Source organism: Actinomadura sp. NPDC048955 (genome assembly GCF_040649435.1).
GTDB lineage: Bacteria > Actinomycetota > Actinomycetes > Streptosporangiales > Streptosporangiaceae > Spirillospora > Spirillospora luteofluorescens.
In genome coordinates this window covers 370,448-391,493 of sequence record NZ_JBEZJI010000001.1, presented here as the reverse complement: position 1 = coordinate 391,493, position 21,046 = coordinate 370,448, and the positions used below count along the sequence as shown (strand labels likewise).

The window sequence follows — 21,046 nt, the reverse complement described above, 5'->3', positions numbered from 1 at the left end:
CCGGCGGGACCGCACGCCGCGCGTTTCCGCGCGACCGGCGCCGCACATTCTCAGGGCGATCGCACAAGGTATATTTTCAGATTATTGTTCAATTGCCGCGACCGGCCGCGGTCCTGTGACGTTGCCCACAATTAATTGGCAGAATGCGGCCAGCGCGGCGGGGCCCGGCGCGGCGGCCGCGCGAGCGTCCGCCGTGCCGGGCCCCGTCCCCCGATCCGTCCCCGCCCGCGGGCGGGAGACGTCCCGCCCACCGCGGTCAGGCCGGCACGTGAGCCTTCCTGCGCGTCCAATGCCGGTGCGCCGCGACCGCCTCGACCAGCCTGGCCGGGAAGTCGCCGCCCGCCCCGCGCCCGGTGACGACGCCGGCGTCGCTGACGGCCTCCCCGCCAGAGAACCGCACGCTGTCGATGCCGGCCCGCTCCAGCAGGCCGATGCCCTCGTCGAGCGCGCCGATCGTCTTGCAGTGCACGAACGCCTCGGCGACGAAGTGCACGGCGTCGCCGTCCTGTGCCAGCGTCCGCACGCTCTGCTCGCCCCCCGGCACCAGCACCGCGTCGTAGAGGACGGAAGCGACGGTCGGCATGGCGCGGGTCACCTCGATCTGACCGCCGTTGGCCGCCTGCACGAAGCCGTCCTTCGCGGCGAGGACCTCGACCACCGCCCCTGCCTCGGTGAGCGCGTCGCCGGCCGCCGCGACGGCCGCCGAGTCGGCGCCGTCCGCCACCAGCACCGCGACCTTGCGGCCCTGGACGGACTCCGCGGGCGCGTTCGCCTGGCTCAGCGCGGGCGAGGTGCGCCCGTGGTTGGCCGTCGCCTCCTGCGGCGGCTCCACCCCGACGCCCTCGGCGACCTGGACGGCCAGGTCGTGGTCGACGCGGTTGAGCTGCTCGATGACGCCCTCCCGGATGTGCCGGTGGTCGCACTTGCCGAGCTCGAACCGGAACGCGCCGACGATGTGCTCCTTCTCCCAGTCGGACATGCTGTTCCAGAACAGCGTCGCCTGGGAGTAGTGGTCGGCGAAGCTCTCGCTGCGCTTGCGGATCTTGTTGCCGTCCACCCGCTCCTGGTAGTGGGTGAAGGAGCCCTCGCCGCCGACCGCCGGGCAGCCCCCCGACAGCGAGTTCTTGTGGTAGCTCGCCCGGCCCTGGTGGATGTCCGTCTGGTGGTAGCCGTCGCGGTGGTGGTTGCGGACCGGCGCGACGGGCCGGTTCACGGGGATCTGCGGGAAGTTCGGCCCGCCGAGGCGGATGAGCTGCGTGTCCAGGTAGGAGAACAGCCGCGCCTGCAGCAGCGGGTCGTTGGTGAAGTCGATGCCGGGCACGACGTTGCCGAGGTGGAAGGCGACCTGCTCGGTCTCGGCGAAGAAGTTGTCGGGGTTGCGGTCGAGCACCAGCGTGCCGACCGTCCGCACCGGCACCCGCTCCTCCGGAATGATCTTGGTCGGGTCGAGCAGGTCGAAGTCGAAGGCGTGCTCGTCCTCCTCCGGAACGAGCTGGACGCCGAACTCGTACTCGGGAAAGGCGCCGGCCTCGATCCGCTCCCACAGGTCGGCCCGGTTGAAGTCGGGATTCTTCCCCGCGATCTTCTGGGTCTCGTCCCAGGCGAGCGAGTGGGTCCCGAGCTTGGGCTTCCAGTGGAACTTCACGAACGTCGCGCGCCCCTGGGCGTTCACGAGCCGGAATGTGTGGACGCCGAAGCCCTCCATCATCGCGTAACTGCGCGGCAGCGCCCGGTCCGACATGAGCCACATCATCATGTGCATGGTCTCGGGCTGGAGTTGCACGAAGTCCCACAGCGTGTCGTGCGCGGAGGACGCCTGCGGGATCTCGCTCGCCGGCTCGGGCTTCACCGCGTGCACGAAGTCGGGGAACTTGATGCCGTCCTGGATGAAGAAGACCGGCATGTTGTTTCCGACGAGGTCGAAATTGCCCTGGCGCGTGTAGAACTTCGTGGCGAAGCCGCGGACGTCCCGGACCGTGTCGGCGGAGCCGCGGGACCCGGCGACGGTGGAGAACCGCACGAACACCGGCGTCGTCAGCGACGTGTCGGTCAGGAATTCAGCCGTGGTGTACTCGGCGAGGGACTCGTGCAGCGTGAAATGGCCGTAGGCCCCCGAACCGCGCGCGTGCACGACCCGCTCGGGAATCCGCTCGTGGTCGAAATGGGTGATCTTCTCGCGCAGATGGAAGTCCTCCATCAGCGACGGGCCGCGCTCGCCCGCCGACAGTGAGTTGTCGGTGTCGTCGACCCGGATCCCCTGGTCGGTGGTGAGCTTCGTCCCTTCCGGGCTCACCCTCCGGTGGTCCAGTTGCTCCTGCTTCCGGTCGTCGCGGCCGGTGGGGTCGCCCATGTTCTGGCTCCTCGGATGATGACGCGGGTGGTGACTCGTTGGCGATGACTGCGCACGTGTTGTGGCGGCTACCCCGGTATTTCTGTGGCATGCGTTGTTTGACCGGAACTTGAGTCCTGTTCGGCGCGGGCCGGTACGGGCCGCGCGGACGGTCGGCGGCGCTTGTCAGGCCGCTGACAAAGGCCGCCGAGGACGGTGAGGCCCGGTGAGTGTCGCGCGTCACGCCGCGTGCCTAGGTTGAGACGTCCGGGTCCTGTGCCCGCTCCAGTACGGCGAGGGGAGGTGTCACCGTGGCGGTGGCCCACGACGACGCGGCCTCCGGGCCACCGGTCCTCGACGGCCTGGCGGACGAGCCGTGGCGGGACGTCCCGGCCGAGGAGGCCCGCTGGATGCGCCCCCGCCTGCCCGGGCTGCTCGGCGTCATGGTCGAGGGCGTGCTGCGCCACGTCCCCGAGTACGACCGGCCGGGCGACGCGGCCTACTGGCGGGTGGCCGAGGCCGCCGTCGCCAAGGCGATGGAGCACTTCGTGCAGATGATCGCCGATCCGGACACCTCGTGGAAGGAGGTGTACCAGGTCTACTTCGACGTCGGCTACGGCGAGGCCGTGGAGGGCCGCAGCCTGGAGCACCTGCAGAACGCGATGCGGGTCGGGTCGCGGCTCGCCTGGCGGCACCTGGCGGTCGAGGCCGAGCGGCTGGGCCGCCCTCCCGCGCTGGTCAGCCTGCTCGCCGAGGCGAACTTCGCCTACCTGGACGCGCTGGCCTCGGCGGCGGCGCACGGCTACGCCCGGGCGCGGGAGAAGGCCGCCGGGGAGCGCGAGCAGCGCCGCGGCCGCCTGCTGGCCCTGCTGCTGGCGGACCCGCCGGCGCCGCCCGAGGTCGTCCGCGAGCAGGCGGCCCGGGCCGCCTGGCCGTTGCCGCGGCGGCTGGCGGTGATCGTGCTGCGGGCGCGGCCCGGAAGCGGCGGGGAGGGCCCGGCCGGGCTGCCGCCGTCCCTGCTGACCGGGCTCGACCACGGCCGCCCCTGCCTGGTCATGCCGGACCCGGACGGGCCCGGGCGGCTGGACGAGCTGGCCGCGACGCTCGCGGGCTGGACGGGCGCGGTCGGCCCGTCCGTGCCGGCGCAGGAGGCCGGGACGTCGCTGCTGTGGGCGCGGCGCGCCCTCGACCTGGCGCCGCCCGCGCCGCCCGGCCCGGACGGGCCCGCCCCCGGCCGGGCCGGACGGCGGTCGCGGCGCGGCGGGCTGCTCGTGCGGGCCGAGGAGCACCTGCCCGGCCTGCTGCTGCGCGAGGGCGCGACGCTCGCCGCGCTCGTGGCCGCCCGGCGGCTGGCCCCGCTGGACGCGCTGGGCCCCCGGCAGGGCCGGCGGCTCGCGGTGACGCTGCTGGAGTGCATGAAGCACGGCTTCAACGCCACCGGGGCGGCCGAGGTCCTCCGCGTGCATCCCCAGACCGTCCGCTACCGGCTGGCGCAACTCCACGAAATGTTCGGCTTCGACATCGAGGATCCTGAGATCCGGCTGGAGATGATGCTGCTCCTGCACACCTGGATCCAGCGCCGCGGCGGCTGACGCGCGCCCTTCTTTCCGTGCTCCCCGCGCGTCCCGCCACCATGTCCGCCCCCGGAATCCGCTACGGTCAAGGTCGCCGCAGTCGGCGAGGGGAAGGAAGACACAGAACACATGGCCGAGAAGGTCATTCGGGTGGACGACATGGACGGCTCCGAAGGAGCCGATGTCGCAAAGCGGGACTTCGAAGTCCTGGACCGGACGTTCACGATCGACTTGAACGATGACAACTACAAGCGGCTGAACGAGATGCTGGACGCCCTCGCGCCCTTCATCGAGAACGCCGCCGAGGTGAAGCCGGCCGGGAAGGGCCGCAAGTCCCGCACCGCGAAGATCAAGGGCTACACGAACGGCGATGTCCGGGCGTGGGCATTGCGTGAGGACATCGAAGTCTCCGAACGTGGCAAGATATCGGATGAGGTCTATGCTGCATTCATCGAGGCACATCCGGACGCCAAGCCGGACGCATAGCTAGAGGGAGTCCCCGCATGGCACAGAAGGTCGAAGTCCTTCTCGTGGACGACATCGACGGCGGAGAGGCTGACGAGACCGTCAGCTTTTCCATCGACGGCACGTCTTATGAGATCGACCTGAGCAAGAAGAACGCCGCCAAGCTCCGCAGCGGCCTGGAGCCGTTCGTGGCCGGCGCCCGCAAGGCGCGCAAGGCCGCCGGCCGGGCCGGCCGCGGGACGCGCACCGCGGGCAGCCGCGAGCGCTCCGCGGAGATTCGCGAGTGGGCGAAGAACCGCGGCATCAAGGTCAATGAGCGGGGCCGTATCCCCGCCAATGTGATCGAGCAGTACGAAGCCGCGCACTAGCGGCCGCCGCGCGGCCGGCGGTCTTCCGGCGCGCGGCGAGGGGCCGGGGCGGATTTATCCACGCCCCGGCCCTCTTGCGTGCGCATCAGGCAAATCCTCCCCTCATTGCGGGAGAGAATGCCAGTAATGGTGCGAGACAACACAATAGGCTGGCGCCGGGGGCGACGGCGGAGGGGGCGGCCCGTTGACACGCGTGACGCGGCGGGACAGGGTCCGGTACTGGTTCGACCGGACGATGTCGAAAGGGACGCCCGCTCTCATCGGCTGGCTCGGGCTCGCGTCCGTGGCACTGGTGCTCGTGGTGGCGACCGCGGCGCTCGTGATCGCCCCCGGCGACAGCGAGTCCAACGGCCACTGGCCCGGCATGGTCTGGCGCAGCCTGCTGCGCACGCTCGACCCCGGGACGATGGGGGGCGACACCGGCACCGCGCCGTTCCTCGGCCTGATGCTGGTGTCGACCATCGGCGGGATCTTCATCGTCAGCTCGCTCATCGGCGTGCTCACCACCGGCCTGGAAGCGAAGATCACCGAGCTGCGCAAGGGCCGGTCGCGGATCGTCGAGCACGACCACACGGTGCTGCTCGGCTGGTCCGAGCAGGTCTTCACCGTGGTGGCGGAGCTGGTGGAGGCCAACCAGAGCCGGCGCAGGTCGTGCGTGGCGATCCTCGCCGACCGCGACAAGGTCGAGATGGAGGACGCCATCCGCGCCCGGGTCGGCGACCTCGGCCGCACCAGGATCGTGTGCCGCACCGGCGACCCGCTGAAGGTCGCGGACGTGGAGCTGGTCAGCCCCGGCACCGCGCGGTCCATCATGGTGGTCACGCCGGAGGTCGAGGAGTCCGACGCCCGCGTCATCAAGGTGCTGCTGTCGCTCGGCGCCCGCTCCTGGGGACGGCGCCGCCCGCACATCGTCGCCGCCGTGCACGACTCGGCGAACCTGCCCGCCGCCCGGCTCGCGGGCGGGCCCGCCGCGCACGTCATCGACGCCGACGACGTGGCGATCCGGCTGATCGTCCAGTCGCACCGGCAGTCGGGACTGTCGCAGGTCTGCACCGACCTGCTGGACTTCGCCGGGCACGAGTTCTACATGCGCGCCGAGCCGGCCCTGGCGGGCATGCGGTTCGGCGCCTCGCTGGCGGCCTACGACCTCGGGGTCCCGGCCGGGCTGCGGCGGGCGGACGGGACCGTGCTGCTGAACCCGCCCATGGACACCGAGATCCGCGCCGACGACGAGGTCATCGTGCTGGCGGAGGACGACCTGCTGATCCGGCTGGCCACCGGGCCCGCGCCGCCCGTCCGGGAGGAGGCGATCACCACGGCGACCGCCCGGCCCCCGGCGGCCGAGCGCACGCTGATGCTCGGCTGGAACCACCGCGCCCCGAAGATCGTCGAGCTGCTGGACGAGTTCCTCGCCCCGGACTCGGAACTGGTCGTGGCCGCGCCGCGGGAGGACCCGACCGGGGCGCTGCCCACCGCGGTCAACCTCAAGATCGCCTTCGTCCGGGCGGAGCCGACCGAGCGACCGGCGCTGGAGTCCCTCGACCTCGGCTCCTTCCAGCGGGTCATCGTGCTGTCGGACGCCCGGCACGACCGGGAGCACGCCGACGCCCGCACCCTCGTCACGCTGCTGCACCTGCGCGACATCGAGGACGGCCTCGGCGACCCCTTCGCCATCGTCAGCGAGATCAACGACGACGCCAACCGGGAGATCGCGCAGGTCACCAAGGCCGACGACTTCGTGGTCAGCGAGAAGCTGATCAGTCTGATGCTGACCCAGCTGAGCGAGAACCGGCACCTGTACGAGGTGTTCGCCGACCTGCTCGACCCGGCCGGCTCGGAGATCTACCTCAAGCCCGCCTGCGACTACCTGGCGCCGGGCGCCGAGGCCGACTTCGCGACGCTCATCGAGTCGGCGCGGCGGCGCGGCGAGGTCGCGCTCGGCTACCGCCTGACGGAGCGGTTCCACGAGCCGCCCGGCTACGGGGTGGTGCTGAACCCGGACAAGACGGCGCCCCTGACGCTGTCGGCCGACGACCGCGTCATCGTGCTCGCCGAAAACTGAGCGCGGGCCCGCGGGGAGCCGGGAGGGGCCACCTGCGGCGCCCGGGGGCCTCGGGTCAGCGCAGCGGCGGGCCCAGCTCGTGCCCGGCCCGCACGGCGCCGGCGACGCGCTCGCGCAGCGCCAGCTCGGCCCGGCGGGCGTCCTCGGCCATCCCGCGGATCTCCTCGCCGGCCATCGCGTCCCCGACGGTGCTCGCCAGCAGGTCCCGGTAGCGGGCGTTCTGCTCGGGCAGCCCTTGCAGGACGCCGGCCTCGTGGTAGGCGTCGTCGGCCTCGCTCGCCCGGCGCGCGTAGGCCTCCAGCGCCTCGATCCGCCCGGTGACCGAGCGGACCGACAGGTCCAGGGCGCGGTCCTGCGGCTCCAGCAGGGCCAGGACGTGCGGCGAGAGGCGTTCCGGCCGCTGGGCGCGGCGCTCCCGGCGCAGCCGGGTGTGCTCGGCGAGGGCGTCCGCGATCGCCCACTCCTGCCGCGGCAGGACGACCGAGTTGTTGATGTCGTCGAGCAGCCCGGCGCAGTGCGCCCGCGACCCGAGCACGCCGTCCACGGCGCGCTGGGCGCGCACGAGGAGACCGGAGGAGGGTTGGTCGAAGTCGGCGGGCAGCAGGTAGCGTCCGTGGTGCTCGCGCGCGGCGCGGGCGGCCGCGGGCTCCCGGACGTGGCGCAGGGCCCCGGCGACCCAGGCGGCGAAGCTCGCGGCGGCGAGGACGACGGCGGCCTCCACCTGGCCGAGCAGCAGCAGGGCGACCTGCAGGGCCGGGGTGAGCATCATCGCGAGGACGGGCAGCCTCCCCCAGCGCACCGCGCCGCCCACCAGCTCGTCGTCGTCCAGCGAGGCGACGAAGCACACGCGCAGCCATCCTCCGGGCAGCACGCCGTAGAACAGCGCGAACGCCGGGATCCACACCAGCCGCGCGGCGACCGTGGAGGTGCGCAGCCGCGGGGGCGCCGGAGCGGGCAGGCAGGCCGGGACGAGCCGCTCGGGCGCGGCGGCCAGCAGGGCGCGCTCCTCGCCGCCGATGCCGGGATCGAACACCGGGCGGGGACGGTATCGCTCGGTCATCGCCACTCCCCTCCGCGTCGGGAACCCGCTGCCGGGCCGTTTCCGAGCCTTCCACGCGGGACCCGGCTCTCTCCGGGTTGTCACGAGATCCGGACATTTCTGCCGTCGCTGGGCATCCCTCCTCCGGTACCGGCTAGTCCTGCAGCTCCGCCCAGACCTCCCGGTCGCGCTCCGCCGTCCAGATCCGGGGGCGCTCGACGCCGTCCAGCTCGTCCCAGAGGCGGGAGACGTCGAACGGCAGGCAGTGCTCGAAGATCGGCCAGCCGCCGTAGGCGGGGGCGAGCGCCGCGTGCACGGCGGCGAACGCGTCCCTGAGCGCGCCGCCCTCCCGCCGGACCCGTTCGACCTCGTCGATCATCGTGACGAGGAAGTCGCGGGTCTGCCCGACGGCGGCCTGGGCGGCGGCGCGGCCGTGCGCGACGGCGCCGCGCCCGCCGACGAGGATCTCGGCCCCGAAGGAGTGGACGTGGTCGAGCGTGCCGGACGCCCACTCGCGGTGGAACGCGTCGCCGGTGTAGAGCGCCGCCTGGGTCTCCACGAGGTCGCCGGCGAACAGGATCCGGTGCCGGGGCAGCCACGCCACGATGTCGCCCTCGGTGTGGCCGCGCCCGCAGTAGGCCAGGTCGAGGTCGCCGCGGTCGCCGCCGAGGTCGATGGTGAGGGTGCCGGAGAACGTCGCGGTCGGCCGGGTGAGCCCCGGGATGCCGTCCGGGTCCTTGAACAGCCGGGGCATCCGGCCGTACTCCGACTCCCAGTCCTGCCTGCCGCGCTCGGCGATCAGCGCGCGGGTGAGGTCGTGCGCCACGATCACCGGGGCGCCGAACGCGCTCGCGCCCAGCGTCCGGACGGCGTGGTAGTGCGACAGGACCAGGTAGCGGATGGGCTTGTCGGTGTGCTCGCGCAGGACGGCGAGCCAGTCGCGCGCGGCGGCGGGCGTGGCGAGGGCCTCGAAGCAGACGAGGAAGTCCTCGCCCTCGACCGCCCCGACGTTCGGGTCGCCCTCGGCCGTGAGCGCGTACACCCCGTCGGCGAGGATCTCCAGCGTCTGCGTCTTGCCGCCCAGGTCCGCGGACGACGCGAACGGTCTCGGCATGGGCGCCCCCTCGCGGTCATGGCCCCGGCCTCTTCGCCTGCAATGTGGTTCATTCCACACAGAGCGGTCGATAACCGTCCCACCCCTCGGGGAGGGACGCCCGGCCGGGGGTAGGAGGGGACTCGAAGACGCCGCGCGTGAGGAGGATCCCCGGGTGAACGCCGCGCTCGGACTGCTGGCCGTCCTCGTGCTGACCGCCGCGACCGGCTACTTCGTGGCGCAGGAGTTCACGTTCGTCACCGCGGACCGCCCGGCGCTGGACCAGCGGGCGGCGGAGGGCGACCGGGCCGCGGGACGCGCGGTGCGGGTGATGGGCCGGCTGTCGTTCATGCTGTCGGGCGCCCAGCTCGGCATCACGGTCACCGCGCTGGTCGTGGGCTTCATCGCCAAGCCGGCCCTGGCGGACCTGATCGCGCCGGCACTGCGCGCGCTCGCGGTCCCGGACACGGCGGTCGGCGGGGTGGCGGTCGCGCTCGGGTTCGTCCTGGCCACTCTGATCCAGATGCTGCTGGGCGAGCTTTTCCCCAAGAACCTGGCGCTGGCGCGGGCGGAGCCGCTGGCCCGCGCGCTGGCCGGCTCCACCCTGGTCTACCTGGCGGTGGCCGGCCCGCTGATCAGGCTGTTCGACGCGTCCGCGAACCGGCTCGTCCGCGCGGTGGGCATCGAGCCGGTGGAGGAGCTGCGGCACGGCGCGACGCTGGAGGAGCTCGGGCACATGATCGGCGAGTCCGGGGAGCTGTTCCAGGCGGGCCACGCCGACCTGCTGGAGCGGGCCCTGGTGTTCTCCGAGCGGGACGCCGAGGAGGTCATGGTGCCCCGCGTCGACGTGGTGACGGTCCCGGCCGCGGCGCGCGCCGCCGAGGTGAGCGACGTGATCGCGGCGAGCGGGCACACCCGCTACCCCGTCCTCGGCGAGGGCGTCGACGACGTGGTCGGAGTCGTCGGGCTGGAGGAGCTGGTCGCGCTGGACCCGGACGCCGCCGCGCGCACCGAGGTCCGTGCGCTCGCCCGGCCGGCCCTGCTGCTGCCGTCGTCGCTGCCGCTGCCGCAGGTCGTGCTGCGGCTCCAGGGGGCCGGCGAGCCCCTGGCCTGCGTGGTGGACGAGTACGGGGGCTTCGCCGGCATCCTCACCTGGGAGGACGTCGCCGAGGAGCTGGTCGGGGAGATCGCCGACGAGAACGAGCCGGGCGAGGACCTCGCGATCCGCAGCGGCGAGTGGTGGACGACGGACGCGGGGCTGCGGATGGACGAGGTCGCCCACGAGACCGGCATCGCGCTGCCGGAGGGCGACTACGAGACCGTCGCGGGGCTGCTGATGAAGCGGCTCGGCCGGGTCGCGCGGCCGGGCGACGTCGTCCGGGTGGAGCTGGCGCCGACCCGGCTGGACGAGCCGGCCCGCACGGCCGTGGTGGAGGTCCTGACCATCCGCCGGCACGTGCCGGAGCTGATCCGCGTCCGCACCGTCGAGGAGGACCGGTGAACCTCGGGCTGGGCACCGCCGTCACGCTGGCGCTGCTGGCGGGCAACGGGTTCTTCGTCGCCACCGAGTTCGCGCTGGTGGCGGCGCGGCGGCCGCGGCTGGAGCGGGCCGCCGCGCGCGGCGGGCGGGGCGCGGGCGCGGCCGTCGCGGGGATCGACGAGCTGTCGCTGACCCTCGCGGGGGCGCAGCTCGGCATCACGATGTGCTCGCTCGGCCTCGGCCTGGTGTCCGAGCCGGTGTTCGCGGGGACCCTCACGCCGCTGTTCCACGCCGCCGGGCTGCCGGGGGGCGCGGCGCACGCCGTCGCGTTCGTGCTGGCCCTGGCGCTCGTGACGTTCCTGCACATGGTCGTCGGGGAGATGGCGCCGAAGGCGTGGGCGATCGCCGACCCGGAGCGCTCGGCGAGCGTGCTGGGCCTGCCCTTCCGCGCGTTCGCCGCCCTCGCGCGCCCGGTGCTGGCCGCGCTGAACGGCGCGACGAACCTGCTGCTGAGGCTGGTGGGCGTCCGCCCGGCCGACTCGCGGGAGGTGTCGCGCACCCCCGAGCAGCTGCGCGGCATCGCCCAGGAGTCGCGGCGGCTGGGGCTGATCGGGCAGAGCGACCTGACGCTGCTCACCGCCGCGCTGGACGCGCCGCGCGCCCCGCTGGCGGGCCTCGTCGTGCCGGTCACCGACATCGTGTCGGTCCCGCCGTCCGCGACGCCACAGGAGGTCATCGACGTCGCCGCGCGCACCGGTCACATCCGGCTGATGGTGCGGGGCCTCGGGCGTCCGGGGCAGGCCCGCATGGTGCACGTCCGGGACGCTTTCGTGGCCCGGGCGCGGGGCCGCGCCACCCCCGCCGGGGACCTCGCGCATCCCGTCCCGGCGATGCCGGTCGGCACGCCCGTCGGCGAGGCGGTCGCCACCCTGAAGGCGGGCCACAGCCATCTCGGTCTCGCCGTCGCGCCGGACGGCCGCGTCGCCGGCCTGGTCAGCCTGGACGACCTGCTCACGACGCTGCTGGCCGTGCGCTGAACCCCCGGCATGTCAACGTTGGTTGACATGCCCTCGATGTCAACTTACATTGACAGGCATGAGCGATGGAGTGACGCTCGCCCAGGAGGCGAGCAGCCGGGATCCCGCGGTGGGGCTGCGGGCCGTGCGCGCGCTGCGCGAACTGGCCGAGAGGCTGGAGGCGCTGCAGGTCGCCAGCGCCCGCGACCAGGGCTGGTCCTGGCAGGAGATCGCGGTCTGCCTCGGCGTGAGCCGGCAGGCCGTCCACAAGAAGCACGGCTCCGGCCGCCGCCTACTCAAGAAGGAGCAGTAGAGCATGTTCGAGCGTTTCACCGCCGAGGCGCGGCAGACGGTCACCGGGGCCCAGGCCGAGGCGCGGGCGCTGCGCGACCGCCGCATCGGCACCGAGCACCTACTGCTCGCCCTGGCGGGCGCCGAGGACGCCACGGGACGCGCGCTGCGCTCGCACGGGCTCACCCCGGACGACCTGCGGGCCCGGATCGCCCGCGCCGGCCGCGCGGACCGCGACGCCCTCGACCCCGACGCCCTGCGCAGCATCGGGATCGACCTGGCCGCGGTCCGCGAGGCCACCGAGCAGAGCTTCGGCGAAGGCGCGCTCGACGCGCCGGCCGGGAAGGCCGACCGGTCCCGTCACAGCCGCGTCCCCTTCGCGCCCGAGGCCAAGAAGGCGCTGGAGCTGAGCCTCCGGCACGCGATCCGGCTCGGTCAGAAGGAGATCCGCAGCGGACACCTCCTGCTCGGCGTCCTGCACGACGGCGGCTTCTCGTCGGTGCGGCTGGTCACCGGGGCCGGGGTGGACGTCGAGGAGCTGCGCGCCGAGGTGCGCCGGCTGCTGACCTCCAAGGCGGCCTGACCGCCCGGTCAGCCGAAGGCGCCGGTGAGGGCGCCGACGCAGGCGGCGCCGCGGGCGGGATCGTAGGGGAAGCGCCGCTTGCACTCCCCCGAGACCCACGGCGGGGGCGCATGGCGGGCCCGCGGAGGCTTGCGCACCGCGGGCCTGTGGTGCCGCCGCACGGGGCGGTGGTGCCGGCGCGGCGAGGCGGCGTGCCCGCCGCGATGAGCCCGCTTCTCGTGCCCGCCGTGGTGCCGGGACGGGTTCGCGCGCGGCTCGGCCACGTCCCGTCCCGGCGGCGGCGACGAGGCCGGCGAAGGCCTGGCGGACGGCACCGGCGTGGTGACGCCGTCCGCCGGACGGACCGGCGCGAACCGCGTCGTGCCGTAGGCGATGACGAGGACGAGCCCCGCGACGAGGGCGAACGCCGCGGCGACCGCCGGCAGGCGGGTCGGGCGGCGGATGGGCCGCCGGGGCCCGCCGCGGGTGAACCCGGCGGGCGGAAGGCTGGAGGAAAGGCGCACCCCACGATGGTCACGCTACGCACCCGCCCGGACACGGAGACGCGCCGCAACCGTTGCCAGCTCGATACATTGGCGGGGGCCGAAGCCTCGCGAGCAGGCGAATTCCTCGACGAACGCGGAGGAGACCGACACCCGCCGTCCGCCCCGGTCCGTCCCCGGCGGCCCGTGATCACACCGGGTCTCCCGGCGGGGGCCGCTTCGGCTTCTCCCACCATCCCGACCTGGACGTCCGGCTCGTCAGGGCGAGGTGGAGCGAAGCGAGGCCGACGCGCTCTCCCACAGCGCGATGGACATGGCGCGGACGGCCGGATTCGCATCGGATGCGCGACAGGTCACGAAGATCTCGCGGGCCAACCCCTGCGGTTCGTCGACGGGAAGGTACTGGATCACATCCTCGCGCTGTCTGGCCAGCTCCGGGATGAGGGCGATGCCGAAACCGCTGGCCACGAGGCCGAGGGCAGTGCGGTAGCTGACCGCCTTGTACGGCACCCGAGGCTCGAACCCCCCGGCCCGGCAGGCGATCTCGGTGACGGAGTGGTGGCCCGGCGGCACCATGTCACCGACCCATTCCGCCTCGGCGTAGTCGGACAGGCGGGCCCGCGAGTGAGCGGACGGCGAATCATTTCGTTGGACCGCCAGCAGCATCGGCTCCGCCCCGAGCAACGTCTGCTGGAGACCGCGATTGTCCGGCCTGGGCGAGCACGAGTACTGGTAGGTGATCGCGAGATCGATCTCGTCGCCGAGGACGGCCGCGCGCGCCGCTTCGGTCTCGTGTTCGATGATCGTGAGAGAGATGCCCGGGTAGCGGTGCCGGAACAGTCGCAGCGCCGACGGGAGCAGTTCGGTCGCGGCGGTCGCGAAGGTGGCCATGCGGAGGATGCCGGCTCGCAGGTTCGCCACGTCGTGGACGGCGTGCTCGGCCGCCTCGAGCTCGGACAGCACCCTGTACGCGTGCTCGGCCAGGACACGGCCGGCCAGGGTCAGCTGCACCCGGCGGGCGTGTCTCTCCAGGAGAACGACTCCGGCCTCGCGCTCGAGCTGCGCGAGTTGCTGGGAGACGGCGGAGGCCGTGTAACCGAGCTCCCTCGCGACGGCCACGATGGTCCCCCGCCGTGCCAACTCGGCGAGGACTCGGAGGCGTTTCGCGTCGAGCATAAGCAAAACTTAATCTATTTCGGAAAAACCTGCGATTGACCTCCGTCTCGGCGCACCTCAATACTTCCCGCATGATTCACCCCGCAACGCGAGCTGTGAGTGCTCCGACCGCCTCGGCGGTAGACGCGGCACTGGCCGTGGTGACGAACACCCTGGTGGCGAGCCCTCTCATGCCGAGCCCGCGGCTGGCGCCTGACGCGTTCCTCAAACTCGAGAGCCTCCAACCGACCGGCTCCTTCAAAGTCCGGGGTGCCCTGGCCGCCGTGGCGATGGCCGAGCGAAACCGCGGAATCGTCACGGCATCGGCAGGCAATCACGGACTGGCGGTCGCGTGGGCGGCCGAGCGGCTGGACCGGCAGGCCACGGTCGTGATCCCTCGGACGGCTTCCAGCGCGAAGGCGAAGGCGCTCGAACGCTCGGGTTGCAAGCTCGAACACGTGGGCGAGAACTACGAGGAGGCCGAGGAGCACGCTCTCACCCTGGCGGCGGAAGGCCACTCCTACATCTCCGCCTACAACGACCCGAACGTCATCGCGGGGCAGAGCACCATCGGCGCCGAACTGGCGCACATCGACGGACCGATCACGGTGTACGTCCCCGTCGGAGGGGGCGGCCTGGTGGCAGGCGTCTGCCTGTGGGCACAGGACCGCTCCGACGTGAGGGTCGTCGGTGTCGAGAGCGCGGCGTCGCGAGGGCTGAGCGCGGCGATCGAGGCGGGACGCGTCGTGAACGTGCCCGTCGGCCGGACGCTGGCCGATGGACTCGCGGGCAATCTCGAGGCGGGTTCAGTCACGGTGGAGATCGCCTCACGACGCGTCGACGAGATGGTCGCCGTTACCGAGGAGGAGATCGAGGAGGCCATCCGGTTCCTCGCGGCCGAGCACGGGCTGGTCGCCGAGGGCTCCGGGGCCGTCGGGGTGGCCGCCCTCATGAACCGCCGGGCGAACTCCGTGGGAAGCCCGTTGGCGCTGGTCACCGGCAGGAACATCGCGTTGTCGACGCTGGCGGGGGTGCTCGGCGATGCTTCTGCTCAGTGAGTCGGAGATCCACACCCTGCTCACTCCGGCCGAGGCTCTGGAAGCGATGAGGTCGAGCTTCATCGCACATGACCGGGGAGCCGTCGAGAAGCCGGATGTGATCACCCTTGAATTCGACGAGCACGGCGCGGACGTCCACGCCAAGGGCTCCTACATCCACGGCGATCCGACCTGGGCCGTCAAGGTCGCCTCATCGTTCCCCGGAAACAACAGGTCGGGCGAGCCCGTGCACAGCGGCCTGAGCCTCGTCTTCAGTTCGTCCTCAGGCTACTTGGAGGCCATTCTCCTCGACAACGGATACCTGACCGAACTCCGCACCGGCGCCACCGGCGCGCTGGCCACCGACCTGCTGTCGAGAGCCGACGCCTCGACCGTGGCCGTGATCGGCGCCGGCAGCCAGGCAAGGTTCCAGCTCGACGCCCTTCTTCGCGTCCGCAAGATCGACACGGTACGCGTCCTCTCCAGACGCCGGGCTCATGCGGAACGCTACGCGCTCGATGCCCGGACCCGTTACGGCGTGACCGTACAGGTGTGCGACTCGGGCGAGGAGGCCGTGGCGGGCGCGGACATCGTCGTGACGACCACACCATCGCGCGAGCCGGTCGTCGAAGGCGCGTGGCTCGAACCGGGGACCCACCTCACGGCCATCGGCTGCGACTCGCCCGGCAAGCGCGAACTGGACGCCGAGTGCCTGCGGCGCGCGGCGGTCGTGGTCGTCGACGACCCCGACCAGGCGATCACTCATGGAGAACTCCAGCATGCCGGACGCGACGGGTCATGGGACGTGTCGCGCACGGTAACGCTCGGCGCCCTCCTCCAGGGGAAGTCGCACGGACGGCTCGACGACCGCGGGATCACGATCGCGGACCTGTCCGGCGTCGGCTCGCAGGACGCGGCCATCGCGTCGCTCGCGTACTCGAAGGCCGTCGCCAGAGGGATCGGCCGCCGCATCGCCGAGGCCCGATTCCCCGAGGAGACGAAATGAGCGCCACCAGGACGCCCACGGCACCGGCCCAGCAACTGCGCGTGCATCCTCGGCGGGCCGCGCGGCGACTCAGGATGCTCTGCGGTGCCGTCGTCGTGTTCTTCCTCGTCGCACTCGTCCATTCACTGTGGACGAATCCGCGACTGCCGAAGGACGTGGTGTGGGACTACCTCTTCCATGAACTGACCCTGCACGGGCTCGTCGTCACCCTGTACCTCACGGTTCTCGCCATGGTCATCGGGCTGGTCGGGGGCACGCTTCTGGCGATCATGCGTCTGTCGAAGAACCCCGTCCTGTCGTTCTGCGCCAACCTGTACCTGTGGGTCTTCCGAGGAACACCCGTGCTGATCCAGATCATCTTCTGGGGTTACCTCGGAGCGCTCTATCCCGAACTGAAGATCGGTATTCCGTTCACCGGCATCACCTTCGTGTCCTTCGACGCCAACGTCATCACGCCGACCGTCGCCGCGCTCCTGGCCCTCGGTCTCAACGAGGTGGCCTACGCATCGGAGATCGTGAGGTCGGGGATCCTCGGAGTCGATGCCGGGCAGGTCGAAGCGGCGTCGTCGCTGGGGATGAACTCACCCCAGACCCTGCGGCGGATCGTCCTTCCGCAGGCCATGCGAACGATCGTCCCGCCGATGAGCAACGAGGTCATCACCATGCTGAAGACGACGGCGCTGGTCTCCGTCATCGCCGGCAAGGACCTGCTGACGAACCTGCAGCAGATATACGCGCAGAACTTCCAGGTCATCCCGCTGCTCATCGTCGCGAGCATCTGGTACATGGCGATCACTTCGGTGCTCACTCTTCTCCAGACCCATCTCGAGAAGCGCTACAGCCGGGGCCTGACCCGGACCACGCCCCGAGGGCCCATGAACAGGCTCGTCGGCTTCAAGCGGAGGGGAGTCGTCGATGCCTGAACCGCGCCTGGCCGTCAGCGCCCGAGGGATCCACAAGAGCTTCGGCGACATCCACGTGCTCCGGGGGGTCGACCTCGACGTCCACGACGGAGAGGTCGTCTGCCTCATCGGCCCGAGCGGCTCGGGCAAGAGCACCTTCCTCCGCTGCATCAACCATCTCGAGACCGTGGACGTCGGCCTCCTCTCCGTTTACGGCGAACCCGTCGGCTACCGCGAAGAGCGGGGGGTACTTCGCGAACTGCCGAACAAAGAGGTCTGCCGTCGCCGCAGCGAGATCGGCATGGTCTTCCAGCGGTTCAACCTCTTCGCGCACATGACGGCGGCGCAGAATGTCGCCGAGGCGCCTGTACGCGTCCTGCACAAGAGCAAAGAGCAGGCATACCAGACCGCGCGGGAACTGCTGGAAACGGTCGGCCTCAGTGACAAGGCCGATTGCTACCCCTCCTCGCTCTCGGGTGGCCAGCAACAACGAGTGGCCATCGCCCGCGCGCTGGCCATGGGCCCCAACCTGATGCTGTTCGACGAACCCACGTCCGCTCTGGATCCGGAGTTGGTCGGCGACGTCCTCGCCGTGATGAGAGACCTCGCCCAGAGCGGAATGACGATGGTCGTCGTCACCCACGAGATCGGCTTCGCCCGGGAAGTCGCCGACCGCGTGGCCTTCATGGACGGCGGGATCATCGCCGAGAGCGGCCCCACCGAGCAGGTACTCACCAATCCTTCACACGCCAGAACACGGGATTTCCTCTCCAAGGTACTCGCCTGAGCACGGCCGGGAAATTCCCGAAAGGAAGACATGAAAGCACGTAGATTGGCGGCGGTCGCAGCATGCGCGGCCGTCTTCGCCGGCGGGCTCGTCGGCTGCGGTGATTCATCCGACTCGACCGGCAGCGGCTCGACCACGATCGCGAATCGAAAGGTCGTGGTCGATGAGCAACTCGCGGCGAAGGTCCCCGACTCGTTCAGGGGCCGCCTGCGCATCGCCACCGCGGCGCCGTATCCGCCGTTCGAGTACTTCGACGAGAACCAGAAGCTCGTCGGACTCGACATCGATCTGGGCAATGCGGTGGCCGCCAAGCTGGGCATGAAGACGGATTGGCAGGCGGTCAGCTTCGACGGCGTCATCGCCGGGACCAAGGCGAAGAGGTTCGACCTCATCATCTCGGACATGGGCGTCACCTCCGAGCGGGCGAAGGAGATCGATTTCGTCACGTACGCGCTCGCCGGCATCGGCATGGTCATCCCGAAGGGGAACCCTCAAGGCGTCACGACGCTGGCCGACTTCTGCGGGAAGCCGGTGTCGATGGAGAAGGGCGCCATCCAGGTCACCTTCATCCAGGAGTTCAACAAGACCACCTGCGCGAAGGCGGGAAAGCCCATCCAGATCGCCCAGTTCGCGAAGAGCTCTGACGCGCTGCTCTCCCTGAAGACCGGCAAGACCAGCGGATTCTTCGTCGATCTCGCCAGCGGCACCTACATCGCCCGGACCAGCGAGAAGGGAGCGGCGTTCGAAGTCCTCAACGATTCCAAGGCGCCGCCCAGCGGCTACAACCCGATCAAGATCGGAGTGGGTGTGGGCAAGGACCACACCGAGCTGCGGGACGCGGTCAAGGCCGCGCTGGAGGCGCTCTTCGCGGACGGAACCTATACCGAGATATTCAAGAAGCACGGATTGCAGGGATCCGTCGTCAAGAAGATCGAGATCAATGGAGCGGAGACTCCCCAGTGACGGCACGACCGAGGATCGAGCTGGCGACGGCGGCATACCTGCGCCGCCTGAACGTCCCGTCCCGGACCTCGGAGGAGGAGATGGGCGCGGCCGACGCACGTGAGTTCAACCGGAAGGAACTCGTCGCGGAGTTCGGCCCGCAGCCGGTCGTCGGCGCCATGGCGGACCACCTCGCGGGCGGCGTCCCGGTCCGCGTGTTCCGGCCCGCCGGAGACGCGGGCGTCGGTCCGGTCGTGCTGTACATCCACGGCGGCGGATGGACGGTCGGCGATCTGGACTCGCACGCCGGTGTGAGCCGGGCGCTGTGCGCCCTGGCGGGCGTCACCGTTGTCGCCGTCGACTACAGGCTCGCTCCCGAGCACCGGTATCCGGCGGCGGTCGAAGACTGCGAGGCCGCGCTCGAATGGCTCACCGCCCATGCCGACGACCTCGGCGTCGACCCCAGGGCGATCGCCGTGGTGGGCGACAGCTCGGGAGGCAATCTCGCGGCGGTGATCGCACAGCGAGCGACGGCCGCCGGGGTGCACCTGCGCTGCCAGGTGCTGGTCTACCCCCCCGTTGACAGCAGGTCCCGATCGAAGTCCTTCGAGACGATGGCGACGGGATACGGTCTCGAGGCCGCGGAGATGCTCTGGTACTGGTCGAACTACCTCGGCGAGGCACCGAAGGCCGACGACCCGGGGCATTCACCTCTCGCCGCCCACGACCTGCGCGGCCTCCCGCCCGCTCTGATCCTGACCGCCGAACTGGATCCGCTGAGGGACGAGGCGGAGGAGTACGGTGCGGCGCTGGTGGCGGCGGACGTGCCGGTGAGCATGCGCCGTTTCGATGGAACGATCCACGGCTTCTTCCGCATGCCGGGCACCATCCCGCTGGGCAGGGTCGCGCTCGAATCGGCCGCCGCGTTCCTCCACTCCCGCCTTTCGGTCACCGGACCGCTACGGAGCTGGGACGACCTGAGTTTCGAGGTCGTGATATGACGCTGACGCTCGACCAGATCGTCGCCACCGCGTCGACTCCATGGTGGACGGAGGACGCGCTTCGGGACGAGGCCGAGGGGGCCGCGCTGTCGCCTCTCTCGGAGAGGATCGACGCCGATGTCGTGGTGGTCGGGGGCGGCTACACGGGCATGTGGACCGCGTGGCTGCTGAAGACGCACGATCCGAGCCTGGACGTCGTCCTGCTGGAACGCGACGAGTGCGGTCTGGGGCCCAGCGGCCGCAACGGTGGTTTCGTCCATGGCTATTGGGGACAACTCGGCCAGCTCGTCGACCTGTTCGGCCCGGAGAAGGGGTTGACGGTCGCCCGCGCGGCGGACGAGGCGCAACAGGCGATCTTGGACTTCTGCCGGGGCTCGGAACGTGATCTGTGGCTCAACGTCGCCGGCATCACCATGATGTCGGCGACTCCCGAACAGGACACCATCGTTCGGCAATCGATCGCGGTGGCCCGCCGTCTCGGTGTACTGGACGAGGTACGCGGCCTCAGCGGCGCGGAGGCCCGCGAGTTCTGCGACTCGCCGCGGTTCCGGAGCGGCGTCCACTACAGGCACGGTGCGACCGTGCAACCCGCACGGCTCGCCCGGGAGCTGCGGCGGCGCGCCGTCGAGGTGGGCGTGCGGATGCACGAGCACTCACCCGTCACCGAGATCCTCGACTCAGGCGACCGGGTCGAGGTCTCGACCGCACGCGGGCAGGTACGGGCGGAGCGTGCGGTCATCGCCACCGGGGCCGCTCTGACCGGGGAACGCCACATCCGGAGCCGCGTCGTCAACTTCAGCAGCCACATGATTCTCACCGAGCCGGTTCCCGAGCTGATCGAGGAGCTGGGATGGACCGACGGGGTGGGCATCTTCGACGCCAGGATGTTCGTCCATTATCTGCGGACGACGCCGGACGGCCGGATAGCCATCGGCAGCGGTTCCGGGCACATCGCCTACGGGGGGCGCATCAACCCGAGCCTCTACGCCGATCGGCAGGCCGTCGCTCGTGCGCGCCGCGGCCTGGAGTTCCTGCTTCCTTCGCTCAAGGGCGTCGGCATCGAGCGCGCTTGGGGTGGCCCGATCGACGTGAGCGGGGACGGGCTGCCGTTCATCCGCCCCAGCAGAACCGGGCGAGTCCTCCGGGCGGGCGGGTTCTCCGGCCATGGCGTCAATCCCTCCTACCTCATGGGGCGGATCCTGACCTCGCTCGTCCTCGGACGGCGGGACTCCTGGGGGCGGCTTCCGCTGGTGCGGCGCACCGTCCCGCGTTTCCCGCCAGAGCCGTTCCGCTGGGTCGGAGGCAACGCCGTCCGCCTGTCGATCGCGAGAGTCGAGGACGGCCAGCAGGGTGATGTGTCGGTCAACGGGCTCCAGCGCTTCGTCGCGAACCTGCCGGCGCGACTCGGGATGAAGATCGGTACGCGCTGATCAT

Annotated in this window: 20 protein-coding genes; 15 read left to right on the top strand and 5 right to left on the bottom strand. The window is 71.4% G+C overall.

What is annotated here, in order from left to right; all coding sequences use genetic code 11:
* Positions 1-256: 256 nt before the first annotated feature.
* A complete protein-coding gene (locus AB0C84_RS01850; RefSeq protein ID WP_361060163.1) occupies positions 257-2,350 on the bottom strand; it encodes a catalase in 2,094 nt (697 codons plus the stop codon).
* Positions 2,351-2,640: 290 nt separating this feature from the next.
* Between AB0C84_RS01850 and AB0C84_RS01845 the strand changes: the two genes are divergently transcribed.
* The 4 genes from AB0C84_RS01845 (at position 2,641) to AB0C84_RS01830 (ending at position 6,798) form a co-directional block, all read left to right on the top strand.
* Positions 2,641-3,921, top strand: a complete 1,281-nt coding sequence (locus tag AB0C84_RS01845) for a helix-turn-helix domain-containing protein (RefSeq protein ID WP_361060161.1) — start codon at positions 2,641-2,643, stop codon at positions 3,919-3,921.
* Between the two features lie 111 nt (positions 3,922-4,032).
* On the top strand, positions 4,033-4,389 hold the full coding sequence (locus AB0C84_RS01840; RefSeq protein ID WP_179842639.1) for a histone-like nucleoid-structuring protein Lsr2: 357 nt from the start codon (positions 4,033-4,035) through the stop codon (positions 4,387-4,389).
* A 17-nt stretch (positions 4,390-4,406) separates the two neighbouring features.
* Entirely contained in the window at positions 4,407-4,736 is a 330-nt protein-coding gene (locus AB0C84_RS01835) for an Lsr2 family protein (protein WP_258939126.1), read from the top strand.
* A gap of 193 nt (positions 4,737-4,929) precedes the next feature.
* On the top strand, positions 4,930-6,798 hold the full coding sequence (locus AB0C84_RS01830; protein ID WP_339156660.1) for a potassium transporter TrkA: 1,869 nt from the start codon (positions 4,930-4,932) through the stop codon (positions 6,796-6,798).
* 55 nt (positions 6,799-6,853) lie between these two features.
* On the opposite strand, the gene AB0C84_RS01825 is transcribed toward AB0C84_RS01830, so the two are convergent.
* Positions 6,854-7,858, bottom strand: a complete 1,005-nt coding sequence (locus AB0C84_RS01825) for a hypothetical protein (protein ID WP_361060158.1) — start codon at positions 7,856-7,858, stop codon at positions 6,854-6,856.
* Between the two features lie 133 nt (positions 7,859-7,991).
* Positions 7,992-8,951, bottom strand: coding sequence for an MBL fold metallo-hydrolase (locus AB0C84_RS01820; RefSeq protein WP_361060156.1), 960 nt, complete (start codon positions 8,949-8,951; stop codon positions 7,992-7,994).
* A gap of 154 nt (positions 8,952-9,105) precedes the next feature.
* Here AB0C84_RS01820 and AB0C84_RS01815 point away from each other — a divergent pair, with 154 nt between their 5' ends.
* The 4 genes from AB0C84_RS01815 to AB0C84_RS01800 are packed head-to-tail and all read left to right on the top strand — an operon-like array spanning position 9,106 to position 12,300.
* Positions 9,106-10,431 (top strand): hemolysin family protein, encoded by a 1,326-nt coding sequence (locus AB0C84_RS01815; RefSeq protein WP_361060154.1) that lies wholly within the window; start codon positions 9,106-9,108, stop codon positions 10,429-10,431.
* Complete coding sequence (locus AB0C84_RS01810; protein WP_361060152.1) at positions 10,428-11,447, top strand: CNNM domain-containing protein; 1,020 nt, start codon at positions 10,428-10,430, stop codon at positions 11,445-11,447. The genes AB0C84_RS01815 and AB0C84_RS01810 overlap by 4 nt, the downstream gene beginning before the upstream one ends.
* Before the next feature lie 58 nt (positions 11,448-11,505).
* Positions 11,506-11,739 carry a helix-turn-helix domain-containing protein gene (locus tag AB0C84_RS01805; RefSeq protein ID WP_179278852.1) on the top strand — a complete coding sequence of 78 codons (234 nt, stop codon included), beginning with the start codon at positions 11,506-11,508 and terminating at the stop codon, positions 11,737-11,739.
* A 3-nt stretch (positions 11,740-11,742) separates the two neighbouring features.
* Positions 11,743-12,300: a Clp protease N-terminal domain-containing protein gene (locus AB0C84_RS01800; RefSeq protein ID WP_361060150.1), complete on the top strand. Its 558-nt coding sequence runs from the start codon at positions 11,743-11,745 to the stop codon at positions 12,298-12,300.
* Between the two features lie 8 nt (positions 12,301-12,308).
* Here AB0C84_RS01800 and AB0C84_RS01795 read toward each other — a convergent pair whose 3' ends face one another.
* Together AB0C84_RS01795 and AB0C84_RS01790 are read right to left on the bottom strand one after the other, a co-directional pair.
* Positions 12,309-12,803 (bottom strand): hypothetical protein, encoded by a 495-nt coding sequence (locus AB0C84_RS01795; RefSeq protein ID WP_361060148.1) that lies wholly within the window; start codon positions 12,801-12,803, stop codon positions 12,309-12,311.
* Positions 12,804-13,040: 237 nt separating this feature from the next.
* On the bottom strand, positions 13,041-13,958 hold the full coding sequence (locus AB0C84_RS01790; RefSeq protein ID WP_361060146.1) for a LysR family transcriptional regulator: 918 nt from the start codon (positions 13,956-13,958) through the stop codon (positions 13,041-13,043).
* Positions 13,959-13,993: 35 nt separating this feature from the next.
* On the opposite strand from AB0C84_RS01790, the gene AB0C84_RS01785 reads away from it, so the two are divergent.
* The 7 genes from AB0C84_RS01785 to AB0C84_RS01755 are packed head-to-tail and all read left to right on the top strand — an operon-like array spanning position 13,994 to position 21,042.
* Positions 13,994-14,995, top strand: a complete 1,002-nt coding sequence (locus AB0C84_RS01785) for a pyridoxal-phosphate dependent enzyme (protein ID WP_361060145.1) — start codon at positions 13,994-13,996, stop codon at positions 14,993-14,995.
* Complete coding sequence (locus AB0C84_RS01780) at positions 14,979-15,980, top strand: ornithine cyclodeaminase family protein (RefSeq protein WP_361060143.1); 1,002 nt, start codon at positions 14,979-14,981, stop codon at positions 15,978-15,980. The genes AB0C84_RS01785 and AB0C84_RS01780 overlap by 17 nt, the downstream gene beginning before the upstream one ends.
* A complete protein-coding gene (locus tag AB0C84_RS01775; RefSeq protein ID WP_361060141.1) occupies positions 15,977-16,903 on the top strand; it encodes an amino acid ABC transporter permease in 927 nt (308 codons plus the stop codon). Before AB0C84_RS01780 ends, AB0C84_RS01775 begins: the two co-directional genes overlap by 4 nt.
* Positions 16,896-17,669 (top strand): amino acid ABC transporter ATP-binding protein, encoded by a 774-nt coding sequence (locus AB0C84_RS01770; protein WP_361060139.1) that lies wholly within the window; start codon positions 16,896-16,898, stop codon positions 17,667-17,669. Before AB0C84_RS01775 ends, AB0C84_RS01770 begins: the two co-directional genes overlap by 8 nt.
* Positions 17,670-17,714: 45 nt before the next feature.
* Positions 17,715-18,632, top strand: a complete 918-nt coding sequence (locus tag AB0C84_RS01765) for an ABC transporter substrate-binding protein (protein ID WP_361060137.1) — start codon at positions 17,715-17,717, stop codon at positions 18,630-18,632.
* Positions 18,629-19,612, top strand: a complete 984-nt coding sequence (locus AB0C84_RS01760) for an alpha/beta hydrolase (protein WP_258939115.1) — start codon at positions 18,629-18,631, stop codon at positions 19,610-19,612. The genes AB0C84_RS01765 and AB0C84_RS01760 overlap by 4 nt, the downstream gene beginning before the upstream one ends.
* On the top strand, positions 19,609-21,042 hold the full coding sequence (locus AB0C84_RS01755) for an FAD-binding oxidoreductase (protein WP_361060134.1): 1,434 nt from the start codon (positions 19,609-19,611) through the stop codon (positions 21,040-21,042). The genes AB0C84_RS01760 and AB0C84_RS01755 overlap by 4 nt, the downstream gene beginning before the upstream one ends.
* Positions 21,043-21,046 lie beyond the last annotated feature (4 nt).